This window comes from Leifsonia sp. 71-9 (assembly GCF_001898805.1).
Lineage (GTDB): Bacteria > Actinomycetota > Actinomycetes > Actinomycetales > Microbacteriaceae > Leifsonia.
Genome location: NZ_MKVJ01000001.1, coordinates 24,620 through 45,207, shown reverse-complemented (window position 1 = coordinate 45,207; position 20,588 = coordinate 24,620). Strand labels below are relative to the sequence as shown.

Sequence of the window (20,588 nt, the reverse complement as noted above, 5' to 3'; positions counted from 1 at the left end):
ACCGGGGGTCCGATGCGCAGGGCATCGGCCCCCGGCCCGGCCTCGGTCAGTTCGCCCGCCGCGAGGGCGGCCGCGGTGCGCGCGACGCCGTCGGAGGCGAAGAATGCCGGGTCGATGTCCGGGGCGACGGGGTCGAGCTCGTAGAGCCGGCCGTCGGCGCGGACGAACGGACGTTCGGCCCCCGCGGGGCCGAGGCGCAGGAATCGCATCGGAGGTCCTCTCAGTCGGCCGCGGCGGCGACCCGGTTGACGATCGCCGGGACGGCGCGGCCGGCCCAGTGGTCGATGATGTTGTCGGCGGCGTGCAACGGCAGGTCGACGAGCGCCTCCGGCGAGTACCAGGCGGCGTGGGGGGTGAGCAGCACGCTGTCGATCGCGCGCAGCCGGCTCGACGCCGGCAGCGGCTCGTTCTCGAACACGTCGATCGCGGCGCCGGCCAGGCGGCCGGCCTCGAGCGCGCCGGCGAGCGCCTCCTCGTCGACGAGCGGTCCGCGGCAGGTGTTGACGATCACGGCGTTCGGCTTCATCGTCGCGATCGCGGCGCTGTCGACCAGGTGCCGTGTGGCGTCGGTGAGCGGCGCGTGGAGGGTGAGCACGTCCGCGCGCGCGACGGCCTCGGCCAGCGGGGCCGGTTCGAGACCGTCGGCCAGGATGTCGGCGTCGGGCACCATCGGGTCGGCGACGACGACGTGGAAGCCGAGGGCGGCGCAGCGGCGCGCGACGAGCGACCCGATCCGGCCGTACCCGACGACGGAGACCGTGGTCGCCGACGGGCGGAAGCCCATCGGGCGCGCATCCACGGCCGACCATTCCCCGGCGCGCACGGCGCGATCGTAGGAGACGAGCCCGCGGCCGAGGGCGAGGATCATGGCCAGCGTGTGGGTCGCCACCTCGTCGAGGCAGTAGGCGGGGGTGTTGGCCACGAGGATGCCGCGCTCGGTCGCCGCCGCGACGTCGATCATGTCGTAGCCGATCCCGAGCCGGCTGATGAAGCGCAGGTTCGGGAGACGGTCGAGCAACTCCCCCGTGATCGGCGCCCACTGCACGATGAGGGCGGAGGCGTCGGCCGCGGCGGCGACGATGTCGTCGGCCGACGGCGAGGCGGCTCGGCGCACCCGGAGGCCGGCGGCGGTGAGCGCGTCGTCGGCGGCGGTGCCGGGCAGATCGCAGTCGGTGATCACAACGAGATCGGAGGTCATGCCCAAAACGCTATAGCATCTAGCGTTTTCAGGCCAGTCCGCTCGCCGTCCGGCACGTTCTTGCTATAGCGTTTTCCCATGACTCTCCGACGCAGCCTCATCACCGGCGCCAGCTCCGGCATCGGATCCGCCACCGCCGTCGAACTCGCCTCCGCGGGCCACGCCGTCTGGCTCACCTTCACCTCCGGCGGTGCCGCCGCCGAGCGCGTCGCCGCGGAGTGCCGCGCCGCGGGAGCCGCCGAGGTCCGCGTCAGCCGGCTCGACCTCCGCTCCCCCGACTCCGTGTCCGCCCTCGTCGCCGAGGTCGCCGACGCCTGGGGCGAACTGCACGTGCTGATCAACAACGGCGGCGTGTGCCCCTACCGCCACTACGACGACATCGAGCTCGACGAGTGGGACTCCGTCATGGAGACGAACGTGCGCGGCACCTTCCTGCTCACCCGCGGGATGCTGCCGCTGCTGCGCGCCGCATCCGGCGACCGCAGCGTGGTCAACCTGTCGTCGATCGCGGGCCAGGTCGGCGCGCTCCAGACGGGCATGCACTACGCCGCCAGCAAGGGCGCACTGCTCGCCCTCACCCGCAGCTTCGCCCGGCATCTGGCGGCCGAGGGCATCCGGGTCAACGCGGTCACGCCCGGCCCCGTGACGAGCGCGATCACCGACCAGCTGACCCAGGAGGGGCACGACGCGCTCGAGTCCTCCATCCCGCTCGGACGGTTCGGCACGCCGGCCGACGTGGCCTGGACGATCGCGTCGCTGGCCTCGGAGCGCGCCGGGTTCGTCACCGGCGCCACCTACGACGTCAACGGCGGCGTCCGGATCGACTGACATCGTCGTCCGCGCCCATCCACTCGATCTCTTCAGGAGGATCCCCATGACCGCACTGGATGCGCTCCGCGTCGTCACCGAGCAGGTCGACGCGTTCAACGCCCACGACCTCGACGCCTTCGTCGCCACCTATGCCGAGGATGCCGTGGTGACCGGCGTCGGAGACGCTCCCCTGGCGGGGCGGGACGCCATCCGCGCCTTCTACGCCGACCGCCTCTCGTACCCCGGGCTCAGCTGCAGCGTCGCGACGCACGCGCTCTTCGGCGAGCGGTGGGTGGTCGCGCAGGAGTACGTGGTGCGCGACGGCGTGGCGACCGAGACGATCGCGACCTTCGACGTGCGCGACGGCCTGATCCGGCGCGCGTCGATGGTCAAGGCCTGAGCGTCGGGCCCGGCCGCGTCAGCGGCCGAGCCCGTACCGCTCGGCCAGCGCGGCGTCGGCTCCCGGGCGGCCGAAGGAGGCCGTCCAGGCGCCGTCCACCGCGATGGACTGGCCGCTGATGTAGGACGCCTCGTCGCCGAGCAGGTACGCCGTGAGCGACGCGACCTCGGCGACCGTGGCGATGCGGCGCAGCGGCGGACCCTCGGCGAGCCCGCGCTCCTCCGCCTCGGGGTCAGCGGCGTTCGCGATCTGGGCGTCGAGGTGCGGTGTGCGCACACCGCCCGGCGCGACCGTGTTCGCGCGGATGCCGAACGGGCCGTAGGTCACGGCGACGCTGCGGGTGAGCGCGTCGATGCCGCCCTTGGTGAACTCGTACGCCGCGTGGTCGACGAAGCTCGCGCGGCCGTGGATGGAGCCCACGTTCACGATCGCGCCTCCCGACGTCTGCCCGGTGAACGCCGTCACGGCGGCCGAGCAGCCCCACAGGTAGCCGAGGCCGTTGATCTCGACCACCCGCCGCACCTCCCGCTCGTCGAGGGCGTGCAGCGGCGTGCGGACGGTGATGCCGGCGTTGTTCACCCAGCCGGCGAGCGGGGCGAGCTCCATCGCCCGGTCGGCCGCCCGCGTGTGGATGTCCCGCTCGACGGAGTCGCCGCGGACGACCGCCGCGCAGATCCCCGCCTCGACGGTGTCGGAGGCGGAGCGCTCGACGCCGACGACGATCCAGCCGTCGGCGGTGAGCCGCTCGGCGATCCCGCGGCCGATGCCCTTGCCGCTCCCGGTGACGACGACGCTGCGCTGCTGCGCGGCACTGCTGCTCATGACGACCTCCCGAAATCGAACGTACCGGGCGCGAAGCCGAAGCCCAGCCCGGACCCGGCCGGCGGGGTCGCGAATCCGCCGGAGAACGACGGGCCTCCCGTGACGAGCACGGGCGACGGGTCGTACGGGTTCGGCCGCGGTCCGCGCGCGAACGTCTCGACCTGCACGCCGGGCAGGTGCACGCTGATCTCCGGGCCGATGTGGCACGAGACGGGGAGGCCGCGGTCGGCCGCCCAGGCGAGGAACGCCCGCGACGGGGTGATCCCGCCGAGGGCGACGACATCGAGTCGCGCCACGTCGATGCCTCCGCCCTCGGCGAGAGCCTGCAGGACGGTCGGGTCGGTGACCTCGTCGCCGACCGCGACCGTCAGTCCGGTCTCCCGGCGGATGCGCGCGCAGCCGGCGACGTCCTCCGGGAGCAAGGGATCCTCCAGCCAGGCGAGCCGCGGACTCCCCCAGTCGGCGAGCTCGTCCAGCGCCTCGTCGGCGTCACCCCAGCCGAAGCCGACGTCGACGACGAGCCCGCAGCCGGCCGGCAGCTCGCGGTCGAGCTCGGCGAGCAGGTCGCGCATGAGGGCGCGGTCGGGCGAGCGGGAGATCTTGACCTGCGGCCAGCCGTCCCGCGCCTGCCCGACGACCTCCTCGACGAGGCTCTCGACGGTGCGGCCGGGCGTCGGATAGGCCGCGACGAGCATGGTCGGCCGCGGCGCGTCACCGGAGCCCAGGAGGCTCCACACCGGTTCGCCGAGGAGCCGCGCGTGCAGATCCCACAGCGCGACATCCACGAGCCCCAGCGCGCGCCGGACCAGACCGACCCGGCCGACGATCGCGCTGCCGCGGAACGCCCGCTCCCAGAGCGCCTCCGGATCGAGGTCGCCCGCGAGCACGTGCGGGGCGATCAGTCGCTCGACAATCTCCGCCATCGGCGCCTCGCGGGTGAGCCCGTAGGCGATGCCGGTCTCGCCGTCCTGCTCGACCTGGACCGCAGCGAACTCCCGCCGCGTGACCGTCATCGCACCGAGCTGGAGCGGGGCGGGCAGGGGCAGCGCGGTCGTCGCGGTGCGCAGCTCCCGCGTCACGGCTTCGGGACCGACGCGAGCGGAACGCCGTAGTCGACCATGAAGCCGCCGTCGGCGTAGAGGGTCTGCCCGGCGAAGTAGCTCGCCTGGTCGGAGAGGAGGAACGACACCGTCGCGGCGATCTCGGCCGCCTGCGCGAGCCGCCCGGCCGGGATGCGGGCCAGGATGGTCTCCTCGCTCAGCGTCCCGGCCGCGACGCCCTGCCGGAAGACGCCCGTGTCGACGTACCCCGGCGCGACCGCGTTGACGCGCACGCCCCGCGCCGCCCACTCCGCGCCCGCCGTCGCGGTCAGTCCGATCACCGCCGCCTTGGTCGAGGCGTACGGCGCCCGGCCCGCCGAGCCGCGGGACGAGATCGACGAGATGTTGACGATCCGGCCGCCGCCGGCCGCCAGCATGTGCCGGCCGGCGACCTGGAGGCAGAGGAAGACGCCGTGCAGGTTGACGTCGACGACGGCCTTCCACTCGTCCCACGCGAGGTCCTCGATCGCGCGGTGGCGCTGGATGCCGGCGTTGTTGACGACCGCATCCAGCCTCCCGAACTCGGCGACGACGCCGCCGAACACGGCCTCGACGTCCGCCGGGTCCGTGACGTCGAGCCGACGGTGCACGATGCCGGCCTCCGATTCGGTCGCGGTCAGCCCCGGCACGAGGTCGGCGGCGACGACGCGGTAGCCGTCGGCCACCAGTCGCTTGCCGATCTCCCAGCCGATGCCGGCCGCGCCCCCGGTGACGAGGGCGACGGGCGCGCCGGGAGCGGCGGCGGATTCGGATGCGGATGCGGGCATGGGGGTTCCTTCCAGTGGTGCCGTGGTGCGGCGGTTCAGGCGGTGATTCAGACGGTGAGGTTGCCGGCGGTCACGACGCGCGCGGAGTCCGCAGGGAATCCGCTGCGCGTCACCGAGCTTTCCACGTTGACGGTGTGCAGCAGGGTCGACGACCCGCCGAACCCGCCGGACGTGAGCTCGAGCGCGCCGCCCTCGAAGCGGCAGCCGGTGGCGCGGTAGTGGTTCGTGCCGCCGGTGAGCGAGATGTGCTTGCCTCCGGCCTCCGAGCGGGCGAACGAGCTGTCGGCCAGCAGGAGGGTGAGGGGCTTGTCTCCGGCGCGCCCGATGGCCGTTCCGCCCGCGCCGGTGACGACGCTGCCCGCCGTCACCTCGATGGTCTGCTCCGCGGTCCCGGCCGCCTGCAGCGAGACGTCGTCGAGCCTCGTGCCGGTGAGGCGGGTGCGCGCCGAGGCCGTCTGCACCGCGTCCGACCCGGCCTTCGCCGTGAGCGTCGACCCGCGGAACGTGACCTCGCCCGCGCCCAGGATCTTCATGCCGCCGACGTTGTCGAGCGTCGTGTTCTCGAAGGTCACGGGCACCTTCACGCTCGCGTCGGTGAGGGTGCCCGGCGCGGCGAAGCCGAACCAGGAGTCGCGGATGACGGTCGGGCGAGTGGAGGCCGTCGACGACTGGGTGATCACCAGGGTGCTGTCGGCGGTGCAGCCGCGAAGCTGAGCGCCGTCGGCGTTGATCCACAGCATCCCGGACCCGGCCAGGCTGGGCTTGCCGATGACGCGCACGTCCTCGAGCGTCAGGTCGGTGATCCGCACCCGCGCGACGAACCACGAGCAGATGTGCTTGCGCACGGTGATGCGCTTGGCCGCCGAGCCCCACGCCGCACCGGAGTTGGCGAACGTCATCAGGCCCGAGTTGCCGGTGTAGGTGAGGTCGTGCTCGTACTGCCCGTGCGTCACGAACGGGCCCTCGTCGTCCCCGTCGCCGTGGCAGTTCTCGACCATCGAGTACGCGCTCGCGGTGAAGTCGTTGAGGTGCCGGGCGTTGGAGGTGTGGCAGTTGGCCACGTAGCCGTAGAGGCAGTAGATCTGCTGCGTCAGGTAGCCCGCGCCGCCGTAGGTGACGGACGTCGGGTTCGAGAGCGTGCAGCCGATCGTGGAGTAGAAGGTGTTCCAGCGCCGCATGATCAGCGGCCAGAAGGTCAGCGAGCCGACGATGTTCTCCACGTCGCAGCGCACCGCGAACTCGAACGCGATCGGGTGCGACCCGGTGTACTGGTCGGTGCCCTTGCCGCGGAACACGAGGTTGGCGATGCGGATGCCCTCGACGGGCTTCACGCGCGTCCAGGTGATCGTGCGGCCCTTCGCCAGCGGCCAGCCGTTCTTGTAGTCGACGCGGATGTGCGTGCCGTCGACGATCTGCGTCACCTGCACGAGCTTCTGCAGCTCCCGCTCCCAGCGACCGCTGAGCGCGTTCACCTCGGCCGTGTACCAGGAGTCGACCGCGAACCAGGAGGAGTCCGCCACCTCGAAGATGTCGCCGAGGTCCGGGATGGCCGCCGACAGCGTCGCGGTCTGCGTCTCGGACGAGAGGACGCCTTGGAAGAACATCACGGCGGCGAACGGGTCGTCGGTGCCGGCGTTCTCGATGCCCTCCGTCGTCATGAGGTGGCCGCCGAAGTCGAGCTCGAGGTGCGAGCGGACCAGCTTGTGGCGCTTCACGAAGTTGAGGTCGGTGTGCCCCTCGATGCGGGCGATGGAGGTGTCGGCGACCATGGCCTCCAGCGCAGCGTCGGCCGGAGAGTCCGGACCCATGATCCCGAATTGGCGGAACTCGACGGTGCCCTGGTGCACGAGCATCCACACGGTGCCGTTCTTGCCGGCCAGCACGGTCCCGCCGTTGGGCGTCGAGCCCTGGCCGGACGCGCCCCGGTAGATCAGGCCGCCGACGTCGCCGGGCTGGTGGTAGCCGGAGGCGATGGCGATCTCGCCGTCCTTGGCCTTGACCTTCGCGAGGTCCGCCACGAGGCGCACCTGGCGGAGCGAGCCGGAGGCCGCGGCGGTCGCGGGCACGGCAGCGGCCGTGGCGGCGTCGGCCGGGCCCAGGCCGCCGACCGCGGTGACGCCTCCGATGGCGGCGGCCCCCAGGCCGACGAGGAGGCCGCGGCGGGTGCCGGAGCGGGGCGCGTCCGGAACGGGAGCCGCGTCGGAGCGACGGCCGCGGCGGGTGCCGGTGGGTGGAACCGAGGAGCTGGTCATGGAGCAGGGTCCTTTCGGTCAGTCGGCGACGACGACGTCGCCGACGAGGATGCGGTTCGTCGGTTCGGGTAGGGTCCGCTCGACGCGGCGCTCGGTGGCGCCGTCGTAGAGCAGGGTCGAGCCGGAGCCGAACCCCGCCGCCGGGAGTCTCAGGGCGCCGCCGGTGAGCTCGGCGCCCGTGAGGCGGAGGTGGTTCGTCCCGCGCTCGATCGCGAGGTGCGGCGTCCCGGCGGGCGCGTCGGACGCGATCCCGTCGATCCGCCAGGAGACCGTGCCGGTGCCGTCGCCGCGGGCGATGGTCGGCGCGGACGTGCGGGTGGTCGAGAACCGGGTGCCCGCGATGGTCACCCGCTGGTCGCGCGCGGCCGTCGCGACGAGGGCGACGCCGTCCACACTCCCGCCCTGCACGGTCAGCTCGGCGCTGGCGACCTGGAACGGGTCGCCAGCGGCCGGACCGCTCAGCGCGCAGTCGACGAACCGGAGGGCTCCGGCTCCGCGTGCCACGGTGCCGTCGACGCCGTCGATGCGGCAGCCCGAGAACGTGACCGGCGCCGTCACCGGGGTCTGCACGAGCACCTGCCCCTTCGGCAGCGAGAACGTGCATCCCTCGATCAGGGTCGGCCGGTTCGACCGGGAGCTGCGCTGCCCGACCGCGAAGAGCCCGGCCGTGCAGCCCCGCAGCTGGGCCCCGTCGGCGTTGATCGTCAGCGTCGCCTGCGGGTCGAAAGTGCTGCGCGGGAGCACGCGCACGTTCTCCAGGGTCAGGTCGGTGATCTTCGTGCTCGCCACGAACCACGAGCAGGTGTGGTCGCGCACCGTGATCCGCTTGGCGCTCGTCCCCCACTGCGCGCCGGAGTTGGCGATGTCCATCAGCCCCGAGTTGCCGACGAAGGTGAGGTCGTGCTCGTACTGGCCGTGGGTCGTGAACGGGTTGCCGCCCTGGTCGTCCCCGTCTCCGTGGCAGTTCTCGACCAGGCAGTAGGCGCTCGCCGTCAGGTCGTTGAGGTGGCGCGCGTTGGAGCTGCGGCAGTCGCGCACGGTGCCGTACAGGCAGTAGATCTGCTGGGTGAGGTAGCCCGCGCCGCCGTAGAAGACCGTCGGCGGGTTCTCGAGCGAGCAGCGCTCGGTGACGAAATGGCTGTTCCACCGGCGCATGATCACGGGCCACCAGGTCTGCGACGCGTGGATGTCGGCGACGTCGCAGTGGACGGCGTACTCGAACGCGACGGGATGCGACCCGGTGAGCTCGCGGGGATCGGGGAACGACCCGTCGGTCGGCCCGTCGAAGGGGCCGGCGCCGACGAACCGCATGCCGTGGATGCGCACCCGCTCGACCGGCGCCACCCCGCGCCAGCGCAGCCGGCGCCCCTTCTCCAGCGTCCAGCCGTTGAGGTAGTCCACCCGCACGTGCGTCGCGTCGATCCGCTGGGTGACGCGCACGAAGCGCTGGAGCTCGCGCTCGTCCGCCCCGCCTCCCGCGACCTCGTCGGACTGGAGCGCCCACCACGAGTCGAGCGGGAGTGCGTTCGCGTCGGGCACCGCCACGGCGTCGGTCAGCTCGGCCCACGCCTCCGGGAGCGCGTACTCGATGGTCGCCCCGGTCGGCTTCCCCGTGAAGTACAGCACGGCGCCGAACGGGTTGTCGTGGGTGTTCGGCTCGATGCCGTCGGTGGTGACGAGGTGACCGCCGAAGTCGAGCTCGATCCCGGAGCGGCCGGAGGTGTGCCGCCGGACGAAGTGGAGGTCGGTGCGCGCCTCGATGCGCTGCACGGCGGGGTCGGCGAGCAGCGCGTCGAGCGCGTCGTCGGCGGGGGTGTCCGCGCCGAGCACTCCGAAGACGCGGAAGTCGACCGTGCCGTCGTGCAGCAGCCGCCACACGCTCCCGTTGCGGCCGGCGACGATCGTGCCGCCGTTCGGCCGCGCGTCGGAGCGCTGCGCACCGACGTACAGCAGCGTCCCGGCGTCACCGGGTGCGCGGTAGCCGGACGCGATCGCGAGCTGGCCGGTCTGCGCCTTCTCCCGGCCGAGGTCTGCGACGGTGCGGACGACCTTCGGCGATGCCGCGCCGCCGGCGGAGGCGGTCGACGTCGCGGCCGCGGGCTCGGCGGGCGCCTGCGACAGCATCCCGGCGCCGCCCAGCGCCACCGCGCCGAGCCCGACGAGCAGCCCGCGACGCGTACCGTCGGTCATCGCTCCCCCTCCACGAGATCCTGGAGGGTCGCTGCCACCGCGGACGTCAGCCGGTCGAGACCGCCCGGTGCGAGCGGGGTCTGCCAGGCCTGGTAGGCGCCGCGACGGTAGGCCTCATCGGTCGGCAGGTAGACGAAGCCCGGACCGTTCGCGAGATTGAGCACGACGACGGGGTGATCCCCGGCCGCGGCCCGCACGCCCGTCTGGAACGCCGAGTACGCCTCCCCCGGATGCCCGACGAGCAATGCGTCGCCGAGCCGCCAGGCCCAGAACGGATGCTGCACGGTCGGGCCGTCGATGTAGCCGTCGCGGAGGTTGCGTGCGCGGCCGAGGCGCTCCTCGCGGCTGCGCGGGTCGATGTCCGCCCAGCGCCGCGCGAGCTCGTCGAGGGTCGGCAGCTCGTTCAGCTCCAGCTCGACCTCCGCCCGTGCGGCGGCGATGGTCGTCGCGGGTTCCTGCGCGGTCTCGGTCCACATCCCGAGCGGCGCGCCGGACTCGATCACATTGCTCAGCTCGAGCTCGGCGGCGGGCGCGGGAAGCAGGGCGAGGGCGGCGAGCACGGCATGGCCAAGCGCGCGCCCGTGCCGGTCCGCGATGCCCGTCTCGCCCGTGTACTGCTGGCGCGGAGCCAGCTCGCCCGACGCTCCCTGCAGGAAGAGCACCGGCGCTCCGGTCTCCGCCTCCACGAGTTCGCGCATCGCGCCGACGTAGTCCGGCGACACGAGACGGTTCTGCCAGGCCAGGGTCGTGGGATGGCAGGCGTAGTTGACGAGGGTGGCCAGCGGTCGTCCGGACGCGTCCGTGATCCGTCCGACGATCACCGTGTCGTCGGCCGGCGCCGCGTCGGGGTTGTAGCCGACCAGGGCGCGGCCGTCGATGTCGAGCTCGCGGTCGGCGGCGAGGGCGCAGCGGCCCGTCGTCCAGTCGACGTGGCCCGGCGCGCGGGCGTCGAGGGCCTCGCGAGCCGCGGCGGCGATGCCGTCGGCGAGCGCATCGAGATAGCCGGGGATCAGCTCGCCACCGGGCAGGCCGGCGTCGGCGCTGCAGAGCACGGCTCCGGCATGCGTGTGCGAGAGCGCGATGATCAGGCGCTCCTCGTTCAGCCCGAGGGCGTCGAGCACCCGGCCGCGCACGGAGCGCTCGTCGTCCACGCGTCGCCACCACGTGCCGTCCACCGCGACCAGCACGAGCGGCTCGTCGCCGCCGAGCGCGAGGGCCGTCGCGGTGAACGGCCGGTGCGCGCCCTCGGAGCGCTCCCAGTCGGCCGGTCCCCAGTTCTTCGCCCGGATGCCCGTCGGCGGTGTGACGTCCCGCCGGGCGACGCCCACGGGGGCGTCGGTGCGCGGGACGGCGAGGCGTGCGCCCAGCTCGGTCATGCGTGCTCCGTTCGATCGATGGCGGGTGAGGCGGCGGCGCCGGTCACAGGTAGTCCCCGGTCCAGTGGAAGGCGCGGGGATGGTCGAGGGTCTCCCGCACGACGGCGGCGTCGGCGTCGAGCGGGTGGAACATGCCGGTGTCGTCGGGCGCGGGCACGGCATCGGCGACGAGCCGGGCGACGAGATCGTCGTACGGCTCGCCGGAGGGCACCTCGATGGACACCGTCGCGGCTCCCGAGCGGAGGAGCTCCTCGCGGATCACGTGGCCCAGAGCCGCGAGCGCCGTTCGGTCCCCCGCCGCCTCCAGCAGCGCCGGCTCGTCGCCGACCCGCGTGACCGCGTACGCCGCCGGGGTGCCGTTCGCCCCGTCGAGCACGTGGATGCGGCAGTCCGCGTACCAGGACAGCGTGCGGCGCCAGCCGAGCGCGTCGCGGACGGCGGTCAGGGGCCGGTCCGCGTCGCGGTCGTGCAGGGCGGCGATGCCGGGAGCGGCGAGCAGTTCCGCTCCCCCCGCGCGCAGCCGGGCGGGTCGTCCCGCTGCCTCCGTGTTCGTGAGCAGGGCGCCGACGCGGCGTCGTCGCTGGCCGAACGGCTCGTAGCCGCTCGGCGCGTAGACGCCGGGGGTGCCGGTGAACAGCAGAGACCAGTCGTAGCCGGCGCGGCGCCCGAACGCGACCGACTCGTCCGTGAGAGCGCGCGCGATCCCGCGTCCACGGGCGCGCACGGCCACACCGACGTTGGCCAGGCCGAGCACGGGGGCGATCCGGCCGTTCGCGCTGCGCCTCCGTTGGTCGACGAGGGAGACCGCGCCGAGCACGTCATCGCCGTCGACGGCGACCAGGGTCCAGGAGCGGCGGTTCGGGTCGAGGCGCCAGCGCGGGACCATGTCGGGCTCGCCGAAGGCCTCGTCCCAGACGGCCAGGATGCCCGACTCGTCGGCGGCCGTCGCGACGCGGATCTCCGTCATGCGGCCTCCCCCGTCCCGCGGGCGCGCGCCGCCGCGGCGAGCAGCACCCGGTAGCCGGCCGAGGTCCGGTGCCACGGAACGGGTGCCGGCCCAGCGGTGGCGAAGCGGATCAGGGCGTCGGCGAGCCCCGCGTAGCCGAGGTCGTCGCCGTCGCCGAGCGCCAGCTCGTGCAGGCCGTCGTCGGCCACGACGCGGACCGCGTAGCGATCCGGTCCGGGGACGCCGCTGACCGTGGCGGTCACGGGGACGCCGCCGGCCGTGACCGCACGAACGACGGCGACGGCCTCCGACCGGGTCGGGAGGTCACCGGCCGCGGCATGGGCGTCGACCAGCGTCGCTCCCGCGAGCGCGGCACCCTCCGACGCCGGGAGCACCGCGTCGACGAGGTCCACCGCGTGGACGCCGATCGAGACCAGGGTGCCGCCGCCGCTCGCCGGATCGTCCTGCCAGGCGCGCTCGGGCACGAGGAAGCCGGCGATGTCGTGCTGGGCGACCACCTCCACCGCCCGCACCCGGCTCCCTGCGAGGCCGGCTGCGAAGGACACGACCGCCGGCGCGAAACGCAGCACGGACGATGACGCGACGCGCGCGCCGGACGCCGCTGCCGCGTCGAACGTCGTCAGCGCATCCGCAGAGGCGGCGACGGTCTTGTTGAAGAAGACGGGGACCCCCGCTGCGGAACAGGCCGCCATCACCGCTGGGGCGCGCGGCGTCCGGGGCGTGGCGACGACGAGATCGGGGCGGTCGGCGAGCAGGCGGTCGAGCGTGTCGTGCTCGGTCGCCCCGAACCGCGTCGCGAAGTCGCGGCGCCGGTCGGCGTCGTCCGCTTCCCACACGCCGGTCACCGCGGCGCCCCGCGCGATCAGATTCGCCGCGTCCGCGAACGGATGGGAGTGCGCCGCGCCCGCGAACGCCACCGTCGGCCCGCTCACGCCATCCGCTCCAGGTCCTGCTCGGTGACCGCGTGCTCGAGGGCACGGCCGGCGGCGTGCCGCTCGACCTCGCCGACCACCGTCGCACCCTGGCGCAGTCGGCCCTCCCGGGTCCCGGCGGCCTTGTGCGGCACGAGCAGCGCGTTGGGGAGCGCGCGGAAGGGGCTGTCGACGGGCAGCGGTTCGTCGTCGAAGACGTCGATCGCGGCGTCGAGACGACCGCTGCGCAGCTCGCCGAGCAGCGCCGCCTCGTCGACCAGCCACGAGCGCGCCGTGTTGACGAGGCCCGCGCCGTCGGGCATCAGGGCGAGCTCGTGCGCGCCGATCATGCGGTGGGTCTCGGGGAGGCTCGGGGCGTGCAGCGCGACGATGCGGCTGCTCGCGAGCAGCGTGTCGAGCGTCACCGGCTCTGCGCCGAGCGCCAGCGCCTCGTCGGCGTCGATCGTCGGGTCCGCGAGCAGCGGGCGTGCCCCGAGCGCGCTCAGCAGGGCCAGGTACGCGCGGCCGGTGCGGGAGGCGCCCACGACGCCGATCGGCGCGTCGAGCAGCTCATGCTGCACAGGCGCGCTCTCCGCCGCCTCCCACTCGGCCCCGGCGTGCAGCGCGTGGTCGAAGTGCGGGAGGCGGTGGAGCAGGGCGAGCGTGAACGCGAGCGACACCTCGGCGACCGACCGCGCCATCGCCGCGCCCGCCTGCGTGACGAGCACACCGCGCGCGAACAGCTCCGGGGTCGCGAACGGCCGGATGCTCGCGCCGCAGTGCGCCACGACCTCCAGCCTCGGCAGCCGGTCCAGGATGCCCGCGTCGAGCGGCGGGACGCCCCACGCGACCACGAGAACGCGCACGGCCGCGAGGTCGAGCTGCGCGAGGGCGTCCCCGAGGGATTCGGCCAGGGCCAGGTCTCCCCCGAGGCGCGCAGCCGCGTCCGCGAGCCGCTGCTCGTCGCCGTCGGCGAAGAACTGCGGGCGCAACGCGGCGGGGACCGCGACGAGCACGACGGGAGCGGTCATCAGCGCAGCCACTCGTCCCGGTGCTCGGCGATGAACGCGTCGTCGCTGAGCCGCGGGTAGGCCAGGCGCACCCGCTCGATCTCCTCCGCCTGCCCGGGCGAGAGCGTCTCCCCCGGGTCCAGGCACCAGATGCCCTCCAGGAGCCCCTGCTGGCGAAGCACTTCGTGGACGCCGGCGATGACGCCCGCGAACCCGTTGGCGGGGTCGAAGACCGCCGCGTTCAGGTCGGTCAGATCGGCGGCGAGGTCGGCGAGTTCCAGGGCCGCCGCGCCGTCGCCCTCCTGCGCCCGCTTGGCGAGGGCGAGAACGCCGGTCGCCGCCTGCGTGCCCACGGCCCACTGGCCGAGCAGGCCGCCGCGGAAGCGCAGCTCCCGCGTGCCGGTCGCGGTTCGCACCCGGTGCACGGCGGTCAGGTCGGCGACGATCGCGTCGTCGTTGCCGGTGTAGAGCGCGACATCGGCAGCGCGGTCGGACTCCCCCACCCCGCGGACGAGCTCGATCGTGCGGTACCGATCGAACGGCGCCGCCTTCACGGCGACCACGGCGGGGAGGTCGGCGAACCGCCGCCAGAAGCCGCGCGACAGCACCGGACCGCCGATCGCCTCCTGCAGGTAGAAGCCGATCACCGGCAGCACCTCGCCCACCGCGCGGGCGCGCTCGATCAGCGCGTCCTCCGTCGCCCCGGCCAGGCGCGGGCTCAGCAGCACGGCGTCGTAGCCGAGCCGGGCGGCGAGCTCGGCCTCGGCGACCGCCTGGACGGTGGGTCGGACGACGCCCGCGATGCGGACCAGGTCGCGGTCCGCCTCGCGGTCGAGCACATCGGCGGTCAGCGCGAGCACGGGCTCGAGGAGGCCGCGCTCCGGCTCGTGGATCTCGAACTGCGTCGTGTGCACCGCGATGGCGATCCCGCCCGCGCCCGCCGCCAGGTAGTAGCGGGTCAGGGCGCGCTGGCGGCGCTCGTCGAGCCTGCGCTCCGCCGTGAGGGCGAGGGGATGCGCCGGGACGACGAGGCCCTCGGCGAGGAGTTCCGCGCCCATCAGAACTTCCCGTCCCGCACGGCCCACTTGGTCGGCTTGCCCGACGTGGGCAGCCCCTCCCGAAGCCAGTCCGCTTGCCACTCGATCAGCGTCCCGGCGGGCACCGTCGGGTAGCCGAACAGCTCGAAGCAGCGCCCGGCGTTGTTGAGCAGCGCCGACGGCGCGGGCTCTCCCACGAAGGAGACCTCGCGGTCGAACAGCGCGCCGAACCGGTCCGCGATGCCGCGGACGCTCAGCAGCTCGGGGCCGGTCAGGTTGACGGTGAAGACGGCGTCGCTGGCGTGCCCGAGCGACCGCAGCACGACCTCGTTCGCATAGCCCTGCCACACGACGTTCACGGCGCCGGTGGTCAGATCGACCGGCGCCCCCGACAGCACGGTCGACCCGATGTCGGCGAGCACGCCGTAGCGCAGGTCGACGGCGTAGTTGAGGCGCACGATCGACACCCGGGTCCCGCGCGTCACGGCGCCGAACTCGAAGACGCGCTCGCGCCCCAGGCACGACATCGCGTACTCGCCGACGGGTCCCGGCACGTCCGACTCCACCGAGCCGCCCGAGCCTGGCGCGACGAAGGGGTAGACGTTGCCCGTGGACATCGCCGTGATGGCGCTGTCGCGGTAACGCCGCGCGACGCGGTCGGGCAGCGCGGCGTTGACCTCCCATGCCCACGAGGCGTTGGTGGCCGCGCCGAACTTCGCGCCCACCATGAACACCACGTTCGGCGCATCCGGCAGCTCCGCCAGGTCGCGGTCGGAGAGCAGGTCGAAGGGCACGACCTCCACCCGCTCCGCCTCGAGCCGGCGGCGCGCCTCGTCGCTCGAGAACCGCGAGACCGCGTAGACCGCGTCGGAGCCGCGCCCGGCCTCGTCGAGCGCCCGGCGCGCGAGCACCGACAGGCTCGGGCCCATCTTGCCGCCGGCGCCGAGCACGACCAGGTCGCCGCTCGACGTCGCGAGGTCGGCCACCAGGGCCGCGCTCGGCGTGGCCAGCGCTTCTTCGAGCTCGTTCTCACTGCTGAACATGTCTGCCTTTCGCTTCGGTCGGGGCGGGCGTCAGCCCTTGATCCCCGCGGAGGTGACGCCTTCCTGCACGTAGCGCTGGGCCACGACGTAGGCGAAGAAGATCGGGACGAGCGCGACGACCGAGCCGGCCAGCATCACGCTCAGCGGCACGTTCTGCTGCTGGAGCGACGCGATGCCGACGGTCAGCGTCCACATGTCGGAGCTCTTGGCCATGATCAACGGCCAGAGGAAGTCGTTCCAGTGCCACAGGAAGATGAAGATGCCGAGCGTCGCCAGCACCGGCTTGCACAGGGGCAGGACGATCGTCAGGAAGATGCGGAACTCCCCCGCGCCGTCGATCCGTGCCGCCTCGAACAGGTCGTCGGGCAGCCCCTCGATGAACTGCCGCATCAGGAACACGGCCTGCGCGTTCGCCAGCGTCGGGAGGATGAGCCCCCAGTAGGTGTCGACGCCGCCGAGCTTCGCCAGCACGATGAAGGTCGGGATGAGCGTCACATGGAAGGGCACCATCACCATGGCGAGGAACGACCAGAACATCGTCTCCTTGCCGCGGAACCGCTTCTTGGCGAACGCGTACCCGGCCATCGCCGACAGCAGCAGCACCGCCACCACGCTGACGATCGCGTAGATCAGCGTGTTGCCGAGCCACACCAGCAGGTTCTGCCCGCCGAGCACCTGCTCGTAGGACGCCGTGGACAGGTTCCACGGCAGCAGGCTCTGCGGGAACTGGACGGCGAGGCCCGGCTTCAGGCTGAGCACCACCATCGCGTAGAACGGGAAGAAGCACAGGACGGCGGCGATCGACAGCCAGATGTAGCGGACGACGAGTCCGCCGCGCGTCGGCTCGAGGGCCCGGAAGGAGCGGGCGCGCTTGAGGCGCGGGGTCGCGGTGGTCACTTCTGCCTCCCGATGACGCGGCGCTGGATGAGCGCGACGACGAGTGTCATGACGAAGAGGGCGACGCCGATCGCGGCGGCGTACCCGTAGTCGGTGTACTTGAAGCCCTGGTCGTAGAGCATGTAGACGAGCGAGTAGCTGGCGTGCGCCGGACCGCCCTGCGTCATCACGTAGACGAGGTCGAAGACCTGGAACGACGCCGTCGTCTCGATCACTGCCAGGAAGAACAGGGTGGGCTTCAGGCGCGGCAGCACGATGTAGCGGAAGCGGTTCCACGCTCCGGCGCCGTCCATCAGGGCGGCCTCCTCGTGCTCGCGCGGCACGTCCTGCAGCGCGGCGATCACGATGAGCATCCCGTAGCCGAACCGCGACCACACGCCGACGATCACGAGGGCGGGGATGACGAGCACGGTCGAGTTGAGCCAGGAACCGCCGAGCCCGAGCGGGGCCATGATCGCCGACCACGGGCCGTCGGTCGAGAAGATCCACTTGAAGATGGCGCCAGCCAGCACGAGGGAGGTGATCACCGGGAGGAAGAACACGGAACGGAAGAAGCGCGAGCCGCGGAACGCACGGCGCACGCCGAGCGCCATCGCGACCGAGAGCGCGAGCGAGATCGGCACGGCCAGGACCGAATAGGCCAGGGTCACGCCGAACGCCTGCCAGAACGTCGGGTCGGCGAGCATCCGCTCGAAGTTCTTCAGACCCTCCCAGTCGAGCTCGCCCGAGATGTCGTAGTCGAAGAAGCTCAGGCCGACGCCGGCGATCGCCGGGCCGAACCGGAAGGCCAGGAACAGCAGGAACGCGGGCAGCACGAAGAGCAGCGCGATCCGCGCCTCCCGGCGGGCCAGGACGCGCTTGGTCAGCCCGGGCGGGCGGCCGTCGCGGCGGTCGCCGTCCGGTCGTCCGCCGACCGCCGGCGGCCGTGGCTGGGTGGGGGTGGTGGTCACGGGGGCGTCTCCTCGGGTCCCGGGACCGGCCGGGGCGCGCGAGGCGCCCCGGCCGGTCCCGTCTGTCACTTGATGAGCGGCTGAGCGGCGGCGGCCGCGTCCTTCAGCGCCTGCTCCGGCGTCTTCGTGCCGAGCAGGGCCGCCTGGATCTCCGGTGCGAGCACGCCCATGACGGCGCGGGCGCTCGGCTGCAGCTCGCCGACCTTGCTGGTCGGGATGGTCTTCTCGATCGCGCTCTGGATCGGGTCGTCGGCGTACAGCTCGCCGGTCGACTTCAGCGGGGAGAAGAAGTTGGACGCGAGGTCGAACTTCTTCGAGTTCTCGGCGTCCGTGGCGAACGCGGCGAACTCGCCGGCGGCCTCCTTGTCCTTGGCGCCCTTCAGCATGGCCAGCGAGCCGACCGTGCCGTAGGAGACCTGCTTCTCGTCGGTCAGCGGCGGGAGGATCTTGATGGCGTCCTCGCCCCAGAACGACGTGACGTCGCTCGGGCCCGACTGCCAGGTGCACGCCACGTTGTTCGTCGCGAGCGCCGTCTGCTCGAGGGCCGGCATCGTCGAGATGAGGTCCTTCTCGATATAGCCCTTGGCCGCGAAGTCGGAGATCAGGCTCAGCGCCTTCGTGCCGGCCGTGCTGTCGAAGGCGACCTTGCTGCCGTCCTTGTTGTAGACGGAGCCGCCGGCCTGCCAGAGCAGCGGGTAGAAGGTCATGTTGAGCGTCACGTCCGGCGAGCCGAAGTACTGCGTGACGTAGATGCCCTTCTCCTTGAACGTCGGGGCCAGCTTCTCCAGGTCGTCCCAGGTCTTCGGGTAGTCGGTGACGCCCGCGGCCTCGAACGCCTTCGCGTCGCACATGAGCGCGTTCGCGCTGGTGAGGATCGGCGCCGCCATCAGCTTGCCGTCGATGGTGACCGACTCGGCGACGTTGTCGAGGATGTCCTTCTTCTGCGCGCTCGGCAGGTAGGAGTCCATCGGCTCGATCGACTTCTGGTAGGTGCTGAGCTGGTCCGGGATCAGGTAGACGAGGTCCGGGCCCTTGCCGGCCGCGATCGCGGTCGAGAGGGACTCGTCGCGGTTGGCCCAGGGGTAGATCTCGTACTTGACGGTGATGTCCTTGTGCTCGGCCTCGAAGGCCTTCACCGTCTCGTCCCAGAAGCCCTTGTGCTTCGCCTCGTCGGCGATCACCGGGTAGATCCACATGGTGACGGTCTTCTTCGATCCGTCCGAGCCGCCGGAGCTGCCGCTGCAGCCGGCCAGCGCGAGCGCCGCCGTGGCTGCCACGGCGGCCGCCGTGATCGTCTTCGTGTACCGCATGCTGCTCCTTCGTGCGTGGTGGGGGTTCGCGGCGGGTGCCGCAGGATGGAGTGGTGCTGTCAGTAGCGCGGGACCGCCTCGACCGTCCCGGCGTGCCGCGAGCGCTCGGCCGCGAACACCGCCAGGTGGCTGTCGAGGGACTCGCGCGGACCGGACCGGATGAGGTCCGGGTCGCCGGCGGCGACGGCCGCGACGAAGGCGCTCATCACGCCGCCGTCCCCGCCGCCGTGGTCGCCTCCGGCGTTCGCCGCCCCGGTCGGCCCGGTCTCGTGGACCGTGGACTCGCCGGTGCGGAAGTCGGTGACCCTGACGCGCTCACCGTCGCCGTCGAGCATGCCGTGGGAGCCGAAGAGCTGGGTCTTGCGGTGCTCCTGCTCGCTGAAGGCCGTCATCGTGAAGGTGCCGGCGGTGCCGTCCTCGAACTGGAGTGCGACGACCTGGTTGTCGACGACCGTGTTGTCGGCCGCGTACACGCACACCCCGTACGGGCCGGTGCGGAGCGCCTCGATCACGCCCTCCTCGGTCGCGTCGTCGGTGATCACCGTGACCGGCCAGACCGCGCCCTCCTCGCGCACGACCGGCAGGTAGAGCTTCTGCGCGGCGTACGGGCAGGTGTCCTGGAGGGGGCAGTCGAGGCAGCGGTCGGCGGCCAGCGCCGGCTTGTTCTCGTGGCGGAAGTGGTGGCGGGAGCCGAAGCTCGCGACCGCGGCGATGCGCTTGCCCGTCACGTAGCGGATCCAGTCCAGGTCGTGGCTCGACTTGGCCAGCAGCATCGGGGTGGCGAGGTCTTCGCGCCGCCACGGCCCGCGCACGTACGAGTGGGCCATGTGCCACCAGCCGACCGGCTCCAGGTGCTGCACGTTGATGATGTCGCCGAGCACGCCCGAGTCGACGACGCTCTTCACCAGATCCGTGTAGGGCATGTACCGCATCACGTGGCAGACGCCGAAGAGCACGCCGGCCGACTCGATCGCGGCGACGATGCGGCGCGACTCCTCCTCGGTCGGGGCGAGCGGCTTCTCCATGAGGATGGCGTAGCCGCGCTCGGCGCAGGCGACCGCCGGCTCCACGTGCTGGCGGTCCTGCGTGGAGACGATGACCATATCGGCGACCCGCTCCGGTTCGGCGACGAGCTCGCGCCAGTCCTCGAAGTGCCGGACGTCCGGGTCGCCCGCCGCGATCACGCCGCGCTGGAACGGCCGGGGGTCGGCGACGGCGACGATGCGCGCCCGGTCCGGGTTGGCGTGCACCCACCTGGCGTACGACTGACCGCGGTTGCCGGCGCCGATGACGGCGATCCGCACGGGGCGGCCGACTACGGGGGTGTGCTGCATCGTTCCTCGCGCTCTCTCATCTGCTGTGCCCGGGGGTCCGGGCCGACGGCTTCGCTGGGAGCGGTTCGCCGTCGAACGGTCCCACGATAGCATTATTGCTATAGCATGTAGCAAATGACGAGCTGAGACGGAAAGCTTTACCCGCTCGAAACAATCGGGTCCCCCTCACGGGAGACACGGAGCGATGTATTGCGCGAATCCATCCTCTCGTCCT

General features: G+C 72.8%; 18 protein-coding genes and 1 pseudogene. 2 read left to right on the top strand and 17 right to left on the bottom strand.

The genetic code is table 11. The annotated features are described in order from the left end of the window. Together BGO91_RS00220 and BGO91_RS00215 are read right to left on the bottom strand one after the other, a co-directional pair. Nucleotides 1–209, bottom strand: a pseudogene (locus BGO91_RS00220) (hypothetical protein); the annotation flags it as partial. A gap of 11 nt (nucleotides 210–220) precedes the next feature. After that, entirely contained in the window at nucleotides 221–1,198 is a 978-nt protein-coding gene (locus tag BGO91_RS00215; RefSeq protein ID WP_290470880.1) for a C-terminal binding protein, read from the bottom strand. 78 nt (nucleotides 1,199–1,276) lie between these two features. On the opposite strand from BGO91_RS00215, the gene BGO91_RS00210 reads away from it, so the two are divergent. Together BGO91_RS00210 and BGO91_RS00205 are read left to right on the top strand one after the other, a co-directional pair. Continuing rightward, on the top strand, nucleotides 1,277–2,026 hold the full coding sequence (locus BGO91_RS00210) for an SDR family oxidoreductase (RefSeq protein ID WP_290470879.1): 750 nt from the start codon (nucleotides 1,277–1,279) through the stop codon (nucleotides 2,024–2,026). Nucleotides 2,027–2,072: 46 nt separating this feature from the next. Continuing rightward, on the top strand, nucleotides 2,073–2,408 hold the full coding sequence (locus BGO91_RS00205; RefSeq protein WP_290470878.1) for an SgcJ/EcaC family oxidoreductase: 336 nt from the start codon (nucleotides 2,073–2,075) through the stop codon (nucleotides 2,406–2,408). 18 nt (nucleotides 2,409–2,426) lie between these two features. On the opposite strand, the gene BGO91_RS00200 is transcribed toward BGO91_RS00205, so the two are convergent. The 15 genes from BGO91_RS00200 to BGO91_RS00130 all read right to left on the bottom strand — a co-directional run bounded on the left by BGO91_RS00200 (nucleotide 2,427) and on the right by BGO91_RS00130 (nucleotide 20,374). Beyond that, a complete protein-coding gene (locus tag BGO91_RS00200; protein ID WP_290470877.1) occupies nucleotides 2,427–3,230 on the bottom strand; it encodes an SDR family oxidoreductase in 804 nt (267 codons plus the stop codon). Further along, on the bottom strand, nucleotides 3,227–4,309 hold the full coding sequence (locus tag BGO91_RS00195) for an enolase C-terminal domain-like protein (protein ID WP_290470876.1): 1,083 nt from the start codon (nucleotides 4,307–4,309) through the stop codon (nucleotides 3,227–3,229). Before BGO91_RS00195 ends, BGO91_RS00200 begins: the two co-directional genes overlap by 4 nt. Then, entirely contained in the window at nucleotides 4,306–5,097 is a 792-nt protein-coding gene (locus BGO91_RS00190) for an SDR family NAD(P)-dependent oxidoreductase (RefSeq protein WP_290470875.1), read from the bottom strand. The genes BGO91_RS00195 and BGO91_RS00190 overlap by 4 nt, the downstream gene beginning before the upstream one ends. Before the next feature lie 47 nt (nucleotides 5,098–5,144). Further along, nucleotides 5,145–7,349 (bottom strand): peptidase C14, encoded by a 2,205-nt coding sequence (locus BGO91_RS00185; protein WP_290470874.1) that lies wholly within the window; start codon nucleotides 7,347–7,349, stop codon nucleotides 5,145–5,147. A gap of 18 nt (nucleotides 7,350–7,367) precedes the next feature. Further along, nucleotides 7,368–9,539 carry a peptidase C14 gene (locus BGO91_RS00180; protein ID WP_290470873.1) on the bottom strand — a complete coding sequence of 724 codons (2,172 nt, stop codon included), beginning with the start codon at nucleotides 9,537–9,539 and terminating at the stop codon, nucleotides 7,368–7,370. Continuing rightward, nucleotides 9,536–10,915 carry a hypothetical protein gene (locus tag BGO91_RS00175; RefSeq protein WP_290470872.1) on the bottom strand — a complete coding sequence of 460 codons (1,380 nt, stop codon included), beginning with the start codon at nucleotides 10,913–10,915 and terminating at the stop codon, nucleotides 9,536–9,538. The genes BGO91_RS00180 and BGO91_RS00175 overlap by 4 nt, the downstream gene beginning before the upstream one ends. 43 nt (nucleotides 10,916–10,958) lie before the next feature. Further along, nucleotides 10,959–11,882, bottom strand: a complete 924-nt coding sequence (locus BGO91_RS00170) for a GNAT family N-acetyltransferase (RefSeq protein WP_290470871.1) — start codon at nucleotides 11,880–11,882, stop codon at nucleotides 10,959–10,961. Beyond that, nucleotides 11,879–12,814 carry a hypothetical protein gene (locus tag BGO91_RS00165; protein ID WP_290470870.1) on the bottom strand — a complete coding sequence of 312 codons (936 nt, stop codon included), beginning with the start codon at nucleotides 12,812–12,814 and terminating at the stop codon, nucleotides 11,879–11,881. The genes BGO91_RS00170 and BGO91_RS00165 overlap by 4 nt, the downstream gene beginning before the upstream one ends. Continuing rightward, a complete protein-coding gene (locus BGO91_RS00160) occupies nucleotides 12,811–13,824 on the bottom strand; it encodes a hydroxyacid dehydrogenase (RefSeq protein WP_290470869.1) in 1,014 nt (337 codons plus the stop codon). The genes BGO91_RS00165 and BGO91_RS00160 overlap by 4 nt, the downstream gene beginning before the upstream one ends. Then, entirely contained in the window at nucleotides 13,824–14,861 is a 1,038-nt protein-coding gene (locus BGO91_RS00155; protein WP_290470868.1) for a dihydrodipicolinate synthase family protein, read from the bottom strand. The genes BGO91_RS00160 and BGO91_RS00155 overlap by 1 nt, the downstream gene beginning before the upstream one ends. Further along, nucleotides 14,861–15,883: an epimerase gene (locus tag BGO91_RS00150; protein ID WP_290470867.1), complete on the bottom strand. Its 1,023-nt coding sequence runs from the start codon at nucleotides 15,881–15,883 to the stop codon at nucleotides 14,861–14,863. Before BGO91_RS00150 ends, BGO91_RS00155 begins: the two co-directional genes overlap by 1 nt. A 30-nt stretch (nucleotides 15,884–15,913) precedes the next feature. Next, complete coding sequence (locus BGO91_RS00145; protein WP_290470866.1) at nucleotides 15,914–16,780, bottom strand: carbohydrate ABC transporter permease; 867 nt, start codon at nucleotides 16,778–16,780, stop codon at nucleotides 15,914–15,916. Then, the gene (locus BGO91_RS00140) at nucleotides 16,777–17,730 is read right to left on the bottom strand and encodes a carbohydrate ABC transporter permease (RefSeq protein WP_290470865.1); all 954 of its coding nucleotides are present in this window, start codon (nucleotides 17,728–17,730) and stop codon (nucleotides 16,777–16,779) included. Before BGO91_RS00140 ends, BGO91_RS00145 begins: the two co-directional genes overlap by 4 nt. Nucleotides 17,731–17,795: 65 nt before the next feature. Beyond that, nucleotides 17,796–19,040: an extracellular solute-binding protein gene (locus tag BGO91_RS00135; protein WP_290470864.1), complete on the bottom strand. Its 1,245-nt coding sequence runs from the start codon at nucleotides 19,038–19,040 to the stop codon at nucleotides 17,796–17,798. A gap of 59 nt (nucleotides 19,041–19,099) precedes the next feature. Further along, a complete protein-coding gene (locus BGO91_RS00130; protein ID WP_290470863.1) occupies nucleotides 19,100–20,374 on the bottom strand; it encodes a Gfo/Idh/MocA family oxidoreductase in 1,275 nt (424 codons plus the stop codon). Nucleotides 20,375–20,588 lie beyond the last annotated feature (214 nt).

Excerpts from the sequence above, each read along its gene's own strand:
- BGO91_RS00215 (WP_290470880.1), bottom strand. The coding sequence starts at position 1,198 with ATGACCTCCGATCTCGTTGTGATCACCGACTGCGATCTGCCCGGCACC.
- BGO91_RS00210 (WP_290470879.1), top strand. The coding sequence starts at position 1,277 with ATGACTCTCCGACGCAGCCTCATCACCGGCGCCAGCTCCGGCATCGGA.
- BGO91_RS00205 (WP_290470878.1), top strand. The coding sequence starts at position 2,073 with ATGACCGCACTGGATGCGCTCCGCGTCGTCACCGAGCAGGTCGACGCG.
- BGO91_RS00200 (WP_290470877.1), bottom strand. The coding sequence starts at position 3,230 with ATGAGCAGCAGTGCCGCGCAGCAGCGCAGCGTCGTCGTCACCGGGAGC.
- BGO91_RS00190 (WP_290470875.1), bottom strand. The coding sequence starts at position 5,097 with ATGCCCGCATCCGCATCCGAATCCGCCGCCGCTCCCGGCGCGCCCGTC.
- BGO91_RS00185 (WP_290470874.1), bottom strand. The coding sequence starts at position 7,349 with ATGACCAGCTCCTCGGTTCCACCCACCGGCACCCGCCGCGGCCGTCGC.
- BGO91_RS00180 (WP_290470873.1), bottom strand. The coding sequence starts at position 9,539 with ATGACCGACGGTACGCGTCGCGGGCTGCTCGTCGGGCTCGGCGCGGTG.
- BGO91_RS00175 (WP_290470872.1), bottom strand. The coding sequence starts at position 10,915 with ATGACCGAGCTGGGCGCACGCCTCGCCGTCCCGCGCACCGACGCCCCC.
- BGO91_RS00170 (WP_290470871.1), bottom strand. The coding sequence starts at position 11,882 with ATGACGGAGATCCGCGTCGCGACGGCCGCCGACGAGTCGGGCATCCTG.
- BGO91_RS00160 (WP_290470869.1), bottom strand. The coding sequence starts at position 13,824 with ATGACCGCTCCCGTCGTGCTCGTCGCGGTCCCCGCCGCGTTGCGCCCG.
- BGO91_RS00155 (WP_290470868.1), bottom strand. The coding sequence starts at position 14,861 with ATGGGCGCGGAACTCCTCGCCGAGGGCCTCGTCGTCCCGGCGCATCCC.
- BGO91_RS00150 (WP_290470867.1), bottom strand. The coding sequence starts at position 15,883 with ATGTTCAGCAGTGAGAACGAGCTCGAAGAAGCGCTGGCCACGCCGAGC.
- BGO91_RS00135 (WP_290470864.1), bottom strand. The coding sequence starts at position 19,040 with ATGCGGTACACGAAGACGATCACGGCGGCCGCCGTGGCAGCCACGGCG.
- BGO91_RS00130 (WP_290470863.1), bottom strand. The coding sequence starts at position 20,374 with ATGCAGCACACCCCCGTAGTCGGCCGCCCCGTGCGGATCGCCGTCATC.